Source organism: Brachybacterium sp. (assembly GCF_052095815.1).
GTDB lineage: Bacteria > Actinomycetota > Actinomycetes > Actinomycetales > Dermabacteraceae > Brachybacterium.
On sequence record NZ_JBQDLF010000081.1, the window covers coordinates 1 to 8,716 of the forward strand.

Sequence of the window (8,716 nt, forward strand, 5' to 3'; positions counted from 1 at the left end):
AAGTGTCACCGATGTCCTGATACAGAACTGTCACCGATGTCCTGCGACATAACACCGCGGTCCCCGACGTCCAGCATCGAGAAAAGTGCTCGCGAATCGTTCCATCTCTCGGAACGGATCGGTGGTGGCCATTGCTTCTCCTCTCTGATGTGACCTCCGGTCGTCCGGTGGTCGCCGAACCTTGAGTCCCTCCGACTCAAGTACGAGCAGATTAGCACTCTCCGGGCGAGAGTGCCAGAGTTCGGGAACGGCCTCGCGGCGGCGCGGAGCCGGTTCGCCGGGGTGCCCGGCCGCCGAGGAGAAGGCGTCGTTCCAGGGTCCCGAGGTCCAGCGCTCAGGGTCTCGTGCCTCGCGCGGGGGCGGATCAGCGGGGGCGGATCTAAGGAGAGCCTCTCAGCGTCCATCGGCGCAGCCCTTCGCCCGAACGGCCGATGGTCCTCGGGGGTGAGCCGGGGGTGAAAAGACGCGGTTCGGCGGCGCACGGAGCGCGCGGGCGCGATTCCTCGTCAAGACTGACTCCACCGCACTGCTGCCCGCCTGCCCGCTGACGGCATCCGAGCAGCATGCCCGCCCGCGGGGCTCCGTCCCCGCTCATCCCTGGAGAAGACCTTTGACCCCCGTGGAACCCATCGCCGCCCGCCGGTTCGGTGCGGCGCCCGAGCGCATGCTCACGCTCGACGTCGTCGAGCTCACCGATCCCGAGGGCGACGCTCTCACCCTCACCACGGACGCCGAGGGCATCTGGATCACCTGCACGACGGACGGGGACGAAGTCACCGTCGGACCGTTCCCCGCCGACTCGCTGAGAGATGCACTGAGAGCGCTCGGTGCCTTCACCCGCGCCGCGTAGCGGCACGCCAGGGCACGCGATGCAGCGCGGAATGACTCCCACCGGCGCGCTACGGCAGCGGTCGTCGTGCGCCCGGGCCGCTGCGCTCTTCGGCTCAGGACGCCACCACCTCCGCGGCGGGCCGCTGGGAAGCGCTCGGTGCGCGGGTCAGGGGGAGCAGGGCGAGGCCCAGCAGCGCGGGGAGGGCCAGCAGTGTGTACATCCCAGCGTAGGGGTCCGCCGATCCCCAGCTGGTGCTCAGCGTGAGCAGTGCCGCAGCGGCCAGCGGCGCGATCAGCCCCGCGAGGCTCCCGGCAGCGCCCACGAGCCCGAGCCCGAACCCGGCCGACGCAGCCGGCAGCAGGGCGTAGGCCAGGGAGCGGGTGGCGGTCATGCCCAGCCCGATCGCGAGCCCCGCCACGGCCGTGGCGACATGGAAGACCAGCAGCGTCGGTGCGAGGGCGCGGCCCAGCATCGCGGCGGCGAGCAGCACCAGCGCGACACCGAGCACCGGTGTCATCCGCGTGCTGCGCCACCGCGAGGAGGTGAGCAGCATGGCGCCGGCCACCACCCCCACGACCCCGGTGAAGGTGGTCAGGGAGGTGGCGCGCACGGCCGCGCCCTCGGCGAGGGACCAGCGGGAGATGAACAGGTACAGCGCGAAGGTGAGGCCGGCCGAGAGCTGCAGCGAGAACAGGAAGCGCATCGCGAGCACGGCGAGGAACGGCGCGGAGGAGACGCCGGATGCGGCGGCTGCGCGGAGCCGCCGCCGGGGTGTGCGCCGGGCCGCAGGGAGTCGCGCTGTGAGCGGCGGATCCGGTATTCGCAGTGCGAGCGGCACGATCACCGCCAGGGCCGCGACGGGGACCACCAGCAGCATCGCGCGGATGTTCTCGGCCAGCAGGGCTGCCACGAGGAGCCCCGGGGCGGTGCCGAGGAAGGCGGCGGCGGAGAAGATGCCGGCGGCGCGGGTGCGGTCTGTGGGGGCGAGGCCTTCGGCGAGCAGGCCGTTGATCGCGGCGAAAACGGCGTTGTATCCGGCCTGGGTGAGCATCCAGGCCGCTGCCAGAGCGAGCGGGCCCGGCGCCCAGGCCATGGCGGCGCTGCCGAGCAGCCCTACGATCGAGCCTCCGAGCAGCCAGGGGCGGCGCCGACCGAGGCGGCTCATCGTCCGATCGGCCAGCAAGCCGCACAGCGGCGCCGCGATCATCGCGGTCAGTGCCGCGGCCGCATCGATGAGCGCGTACACGTCGGGCGCGGAGTCGTCGCCGACCATGCGCCGCACCAGCACGGAGACGGCCACCACCGCGGGGGCGGTGAGGGCGCCGAGCGCCGCGCACTGCATCACCGCCAGCTGCAGGATCCGCCTCATCGCCTCATCGATCCTCACGGGGTCGGTCCCCGTGAGGGCGGTCCTCGCCGGGCGGGTCCGTCGGGCGCAGCAGGCCGGCGCTGATCGCCGTTGCCAAGGCCTGCTCGCGAGTGGACGCGCCGAGCTTCGCGTACAGACTGCGCAGCTGGGCCTTGACGGTGTTGAGGGAGACGAACAGGCGGGACGCGATCTCGCTGCGTCGGTCGGTCTCGGCCAGCAGCGTCAGCACCTCGCGCTCCCGGGCGGTCAGCTGCGGGACGCGGGAGGGCTCGGCCAACCGGGTGCCGGGCGAGATCACGGAAAAGTCCCCCTCGAGCAGAGCAGCGGTCTGCTCCCGGCCGGAGTCGGTGAGGGCGCCGAGCAGAGCCTCGCGATCCCCCTCCGAGAGCAGCACGAGCGGCCAGCGCAGAGCATGGCCGCCGGAGAGCTCGCGGATCTGCAGCCCGTAGCCGGCCAGGTCAAGGCCCTGCGAGGAACGCCGGGCCACGTGCACCCCGATGATCGCGGTGATCATCCGGTGCAGCGGGGTGGTCGCGGCGAGCTCGGCCCGTGCCAGCAGCGGCAGCGCCTCCTCAGGCCGTCCCTCCGCGAGGACGGTCAGCGCCGACAACGCCGACAGCATCGCCGCCACCGGCACATCCCGCCCGCCCGCGGGCCGACGCGCGGGCACGCCGCCGGCGAGGATCCGCAGCATCGCCGCCGCAGAATCCAGGCGCTGGATCGCCGACGGGAGAGTGCGCTCGGAGCGGCGCTCGGCCGTGGTGCGAGCGAGGAACGCCTCCCCCTCGTCCGGGAGGCCCTGCTGGGCCAGCGCGAGGCTGCGGACGGCGGTGATCAGGTCCCAGTACTCGATCGTGGCGAAGTGCGGATCGAGGCGGGCCAGCTGCGCGAGCGCCTCCTCGGGACGGGCCTCGTTCAGCGACACCCAGGCGCGGGCGATGATCTCCACGGCGTCGTGGTATCCGCTGCGCCAGGAGTGCGGCCAGTCCTCGGCATCGATCCGGTCCAGGGAGGCGACCGCGGCGGTGATGTCCCCGCTCACCGCGTGGATCAGCGCCAGATGCGCATGGGCGACGTTGCGATGGTGCGCCCGGTGCACGGCCTCCGCAAGCCGGGCCTGCAGCAGGCGGGCATCGCGCGCCGCGGCGAAGTCGTCGGCGTAGAACAGGGTGGTCGCGGTCTGGCTGATCGCGGTCATCAGGATCCCGTCCAGCTGGCGATCGCGCTGCGGATCCTCCACGGCGCCCTCGAGGACGGGCAGGGCGCGCAGGGCGAGGTCCTTCATCGACCGGGACTGGCCGAGCATCCGATGCACAGCGGACTGGATCCCTTGACGGATCGCACGGTCCAGCGGCGGGATGGAGGAGGAGCGGACGCGACCGATCATCGCCGCGGAGACGAAGAACTGCATGGCCCTCGGCTGGGTGTCGGCGGAGCGGTTCAGCACCAGCGCGTGCCAGAGCGCCAGCATGGGGTGGCGATGGATGCGGGCCGCGGGGAGCGCCTGCAGCAGGCGGGAGAGGTGCCGGGCGTCCTCCGCCGGCAGGGGATGGGAACGCATCAGCAGATGCTCGACATGGGCCATATCCTCGGCCCGCAGCGCATGCTCGATCGCCGCCAGCTTCTCGCCGCGCACCTCGGCCAGCCAGTGCGCGATCGTCGAGTGCAGCTCGCGCAGCCTGGCCGGCGCGGGCGGGGAGAAGTTCGCCGCGGCGGCCAGGCGCAGGTGGTGGCTGTACTGGAAGACGGGCGCGCTGCCCTCCGGGCCGCGCAGCCACTGCCCGGAACCGAGGTGCTCGAGCGTGCCCAGCAGCGTCTCGGCGTCGTGGCGGCCGCTCAGCTGCCGCGCCAGGTCGACGTCCACCAGCGGCGACTGCGCGGTGACCTCGAGGAACTCCCGCAGCACGGGGTCCCAGGGGCGGGCGGCCAGCTCGTGGCGGGATGCCGTGACCAGCAGGTCATCCAGATCGAGATCCTCCTCGGCGGGCAGGGTCTCGAGGGCGTGCTCCAGCACCCCGAGCGACCAGCGCATCGAGGCGAGCCGGCGGGAGGAGGGCACCGCCCCGAGCTGGTGCAGGACTGCTGCGCGTCGCGGATCGCCCCGCAGGAGGGGGACGGCCAGGTCCACGAGCGCCCCGATCTCCTCGGGGCTGAGCGCGAGATGCTCCTCGGTGAGCACCTGGATGTCCAGGACCGCGTGGGCGCGGGCGGACTCCAGCACGGTGGGGAAACGGCCCGCGACCACGACACGGGCGAACGACACGCGGCGCAGGATCTCGACCAGGTCCTCGCACACCTCGTCCCAGTAGCCGCCGTCGGCGGCGGAGCCGGCGTCGTCCAGCAGCAGGGTCACCGGCTGCCCGTGGTCCTCGAGCACGCGGCAGATCGTCGCCGGGATGGTGTCGGCGTGGTCGGCGATCGAGGCCATCTCCCGGTACAGGGCACGATCCGCGAGCAGCCCGCGGGCGTGGAAGCGGCCCAGCACGCGCATCCAGAACCCGGTGCGGGTGCGGGTGCCGTCGTCGGCCTCGATCCACATCAGGGTGCCGCGCTGGACGGGGGAGGTCGCGACCGCCCACTGGGCCATCAGTGTGGTCTTGCCGGTGCCGCCGGGAGCACGCAGCACGGTCAATGGGACCGGCCCGTCGAGGCGCGCGAGCAGAGAGGGGCGGGGGAGCACCCGGGAGGTCAACCGGGGGACGTGCTGAAGGTCGGCGGCGGCATCTGGCGTCAGCATGTCGGGGCACTCCCGTGGAGATGGTCGGTGGGCCGAAAGGCGGCGAACCCCGGGATGAGGCATGGGGCGCGGGCGCACGCACATCGGGCACTGGCAGGCCAGCGCTTACCGGAGAGTGTAGGGCCCGGGGCGTTCCGTGGCCTGGCGGAGACGCCACCGGGGGCGGGGGCTCGCCGGAGCGGAGTCCGACGAGCCCATGTCCGGGCGCGAGCCTGCGCGCGGGTGCAGGACGGTCAGCTGTCGAGGTTCTCGATCGCGTAGTCGGCCTGCTCCGTGGTGAACTTGCCGCCGTACTCGGAGGTCAGCTGATCGTGGATGGCGTCGGGGGACATGGCCATCTCCTCCTGGTAGAGGCGCGCCGACTCCAGCGCGTTCTCGTTCCAGTCGGCATCGATGGTGTCGATCGCGTACTGGGCCTCTTCCGCGGTGAACTGATCGAACTCGGAGGTCAGCTGGTCGAAGATGCCCTGCTGGGACATGTGCAGCGTGTCCGAGTAGTTCTCCGCCGAGGCGAGCGCGTTCGCGTTCCAGTCGGCGTCGATGGTGTCGATCGCGTACTGCGCGGCCTCTTCGGAGAACTTGTCGAACTCGGAGGTGAGCTGATCGAAGATGGCCTGCTTGGACATGTGCATGACGTCGGAGTAGGTCTCCGCCGAGGTCAGCGCGGACTTGTGGTCCGCAGGGACGTCGGCGTCCTCGGCCGGGGCCTCTTCCGCGGGCGCGTCCTCGGCAGGTGCGTCCTCCGCGGGCGCCTCCTCCTGCGCGGTGGTGGTCTCTGCCGGCGCGGCATCATCGGAGTCATCGCTGCCGGCCGAGAAGAGGGCGGCGCACCCTGCCACGAGGAGGATGAACAGGAGGGCGAGGATGCCGCAGCCCAGGGCGATGAACTTGCCCTTGCCGCGCTTCTTCGGTGCGACGGGGGCGGGCTGGCCCGGCGCGGCGCCATAGCTCGGCATGGCGCCGTAGGGTGCGCCGCTCTGGGGCTGGGCGTTGGCGGGGTCGTACGGGGGCTGGTTCTGCCCCTGCGGGTCCATAGAGGTCACGGGTTGCTCCTGTGCATGAGTTCGGGCGCGGTGACGTCGCCCGAAGAGGGTGGGGGTGTGTCCAGGTCTCCAGCCGCAGGTCGGTCAGACCGGTGATCAGCGGGACGAGCCATGAGCATCGGTGCCCTCGTCTTGAGGAGGAACTCCGAGTGATTACATCTTCAGCTATCGGTCAGACACTTGACGTGGAAATCTGGTCTTGCCGACATGTGTCGACTTTCGGTGCTCGCTGGGTACCGACCGGGACCAAGGTCTCGGGCCTTCACGGGGGCCCGCCGCGGCGCCCCCGGGCTCACCGCAGCAGGAGCAGCTGGCGCAACCACGGAACGTGCTCGCTGAGCAGCGAGATGACGCCGTCGCCCAGTACAGCGAGGCCCGCGAGGGCGAGCAGGGCGGCGAGCACGGTCTGCAGGGCGCGGCGCCTGGGGCCGAGGACCTCCATGACCCGCGTGACGAGCTGCTCGTGCTTGCCGAACAGTGCCGCGGCGAGCACGGCGACGAGCGGCAGCTGATAGACGAGATTCCACAGCACCAGCAGCGCCACATGGCGCAGGAGATGCTGTTCCTGAGAGGCCATGCCGACGGCGATAGTGAAGCCGGGATCGGCCAGCGCTGTCGCCGAGAAGCCGACGCCCGCGAGCACGAGCGGAGCAGTGGCCAGCCGCTTCGGGGTGGAGCGCTGCTCGAGCCGGCCCTGCGGCACGGGTGGCCGGGACGCGGCCCGGAACTGGTGGACGCTGAACGCGACCAGGGCGAGCCCCACCACGAGTTCGACGGCGCCGATCGCATTGTTGGAATCCAGCACGGGCTGCAGCCAGCGGTTCAATAGCTCCAGCAACGGACGCAGGATCAGCGTTGCCGCGATGATGACCACCGTGTACCCGCCGACGAAGGCGAGCAGGTGCCGCACCGTGCCGCCGCGCAGCATGACGCTGAGGGCGATGACGCCGCCCAGCACATCCATCGTCACCACGGCGAGCCCGAAGAAGGCGAGGATCCCGGCGAACGTCATGCCGGAAGGCTACGAGAGGCCGCGATGCAGGGACGATGGGGCAGACCTCAACGTGGGGCGGGGGATTCCCGCACGGCGGCGCGCGAGGGGTCCGCATGCAGGAGGATGAGGGCCGGCCGGGCGAGGGCCCGACGGAGAGCGAGGACGCGATGAGCGAGCCAGTCCCCTTCGAGGTGTACGAGGAAGGTGTCTACCTCCACGGCACCAGGGCCGTCCTGGCCCCGGGAGATCTCCTCACCCCGGCGCAGCCCTCAAACTACCGCGACGACGCCCCGTTGCGGCACGTGTATCTCACCCAGACGATGCACGCCGCGGCCTGGGGCGCGCAGCTCGCGCGTGGCGACGGAGAGCCCCGCGTCTACGTCGTGGAGCCGACGGGGGAGATCGAGGACGATCCGAACGTCACCGACAAGCGCCTCCCCGGCAACCCCACCCGGTCCTTCCGCACGCTCGAGCCGGTGCGGGTGATGCGGGAGCTGAAGGACTGGCCCCGGCACAGTGGGGATAGCGTGCGCGCGATGCGGGAGGGCCTGGCGCGGCTGCGGCGGGACGGTGCAGGCGAGATCATCGACTGATCATCGCCGGGGAGGCCGGCGGCACCGATCCGGTGCGCGGGATGGGCGGGAGCGGCGCGGTGAGGCGTGCCGTGGCGCCCAATCCCGGGCCTCCGGCGCAGCACAGCGCGCAGTCTGCCCGGCGGGGACCGGTGCACTAGACCTCGAAGGGGAGCGGACATGCAGACCATCGACCTGACGGTGATAGTCCGGGGATCCGCTTAGCGCCGACGACTCATTCCTGGTCTCCCTGTTGGGCAGCGCAGTGTTTGCGATGGCCTCCCACGGCTCGACCCAGCTCGTGGTCCAGCGCCTGCTTGCCTGCCGCTCGAAGGTCGCGGCGCACCACCTGCTTTAAAGACGTGCCCAAGCTGTTGCAGGTCATGACGTTGTGAACCCCGGGCCGGTGATCCTGAGGAAGGTCGTCAGGGCCTCCCCATGGACTGATACATCCAACCCGCTGCGCGCCACCGGGCAGGATCCAGTGCGTTACGGCCGTCGATCATATGCGGGGTTCCCACGACTTCGCGGAGCCGAACAGGGTCCAGGTCCTTGAACTCCTGCCACTCCGTTAAAAGGAGTACCACGTCCGCACTCTTGGCGGCTTCGTAGGCATCATCTGCGACAGCGAGGTTGGGGCGCTCGGCCTGGACTCGGTGATTTGCGGCGGGGTCGGTAACTACCACGTTCGCCCCTCGGCCGGAGATCTTCGAGGCGATGTAGAGGGCGGGGGACTGCCGCGTGTCGTCGGAGTCCGGCTTGAATGCCGCCCCCAACACGGCGAGACGCTTGGAGGTGAAGCTGCCGCCCAGAGCGTGTCGGGTCATATTCACAAGATGGTCGCGTCGGCGATTGTTGACATTGTCGACCTCTCGAAGGAAGCCCAGCGCCTCAGTGACGCCGAGCTCGCCCGCGCGCGCCATGAAAGCGCGGATGTCCTTGGGCAGGCATCCGCCACCGAACCCGATTCCGGCGCGTAGGAACTTCGGCCCGATTCGATCGTCCAGCCCGATCGCCTCGGCGATCACGGAGACGTCCGCGCCGGTGGCCTCGCAGACGTCCGCGACCGCATTGATGAACGATATTTTCGTGGCGAGGAAGGAGTTCGCGGAGACTGTGATGTCTCAGGACTTCGGTGACAGTTCTGTATCAGGACATCGGTGACAGTT

7 protein-coding genes are annotated in these 8,716 nt (G+C 70.8%); 2 read left to right on the plus strand and 5 right to left on the minus strand.

Annotated elements, in window-relative coordinates:
* Nucleotides 1-610 precede the first annotated feature (610 nt).
* Nucleotides 611-850, plus strand: coding sequence for a hypothetical protein (locus ACTH43_RS18015; RefSeq protein WP_441446263.1), 240 nt, complete (start codon nucleotides 611-613; stop codon nucleotides 848-850).
* Nucleotides 851-944: 94 nt separating this feature from the next.
* Here ACTH43_RS18015 and ACTH43_RS18020 read toward each other — a convergent pair whose 3' ends face one another.
* From ACTH43_RS18020 to ACTH43_RS18035, 4 genes are all read right to left on the minus strand, one after another.
* Entirely contained in the window at nucleotides 945-2,219 is a 1,275-nt protein-coding gene (locus tag ACTH43_RS18020; RefSeq protein WP_441446264.1) for an MFS transporter, read from the minus strand.
* On the minus strand, nucleotides 2,206-4,938 hold the full coding sequence (locus tag ACTH43_RS18025; protein WP_441446265.1) for a LuxR C-terminal-related transcriptional regulator: 2,733 nt from the start codon (nucleotides 4,936-4,938) through the stop codon (nucleotides 2,206-2,208). Before ACTH43_RS18025 ends, ACTH43_RS18020 begins: the two co-directional genes overlap by 14 nt.
* Before the next feature lie 233 nt (nucleotides 4,939-5,171).
* On the minus strand, nucleotides 5,172-5,972 hold the full coding sequence (locus ACTH43_RS18030) for an Ltp family lipoprotein (RefSeq protein WP_441446268.1): 801 nt from the start codon (nucleotides 5,970-5,972) through the stop codon (nucleotides 5,172-5,174).
* A gap of 301 nt (nucleotides 5,973-6,273) precedes the next feature.
* Complete coding sequence (locus ACTH43_RS18035; protein ID WP_441446266.1) at nucleotides 6,274-6,993, minus strand: hypothetical protein; 720 nt, start codon at nucleotides 6,991-6,993, stop codon at nucleotides 6,274-6,276.
* Nucleotides 6,994-7,142: 149 nt separating this feature from the next.
* Here ACTH43_RS18035 and arr point away from each other — a divergent pair, with 149 nt between their 5' ends.
* Nucleotides 7,143-7,568 carry an NAD(+)--rifampin ADP-ribosyltransferase gene (arr, locus tag ACTH43_RS18040; RefSeq protein WP_441446267.1) on the plus strand — a complete coding sequence of 142 codons (426 nt, stop codon included), beginning with the start codon at nucleotides 7,143-7,145 and terminating at the stop codon, nucleotides 7,566-7,568.
* A gap of 404 nt (nucleotides 7,569-7,972) precedes the next feature.
* Here the strand turns inward: arr and ACTH43_RS18045 are convergent, their stop codons facing one another.
* A complete protein-coding gene (locus ACTH43_RS18045) occupies nucleotides 7,973-8,668 on the minus strand; it encodes a nucleotide sugar dehydrogenase (RefSeq protein ID WP_441446269.1) in 696 nt (231 codons plus the stop codon).
* Nucleotides 8,669-8,716 lie beyond the last annotated feature (48 nt).

What these genes read in the sequence shown, in the direction of transcription:
- ACTH43_RS18025 (WP_441446265.1), bottom strand. Translation starts at nt 4,938, where the DNA reads ATGCTGACGCCAGATGCCGCCGCCGACCTTCAGCACGTCCCCCGGTTG.
- ACTH43_RS18030 (WP_441446268.1), bottom strand. Translation starts at nt 5,972, where the DNA reads ATGGACCCGCAGGGGCAGAACCAGCCCCCGTACGACCCCGCCAACGCC.
- ACTH43_RS18035 (WP_441446266.1), bottom strand. Translation starts at nt 6,993, where the DNA reads ATGACGTTCGCCGGGATCCTCGCCTTCTTCGGGCTCGCCGTGGTGACG.
- arr (WP_441446267.1), top strand. Translation starts at nt 7,143, where the DNA reads ATGAGCGAGCCAGTCCCCTTCGAGGTGTACGAGGAAGGTGTCTACCTC.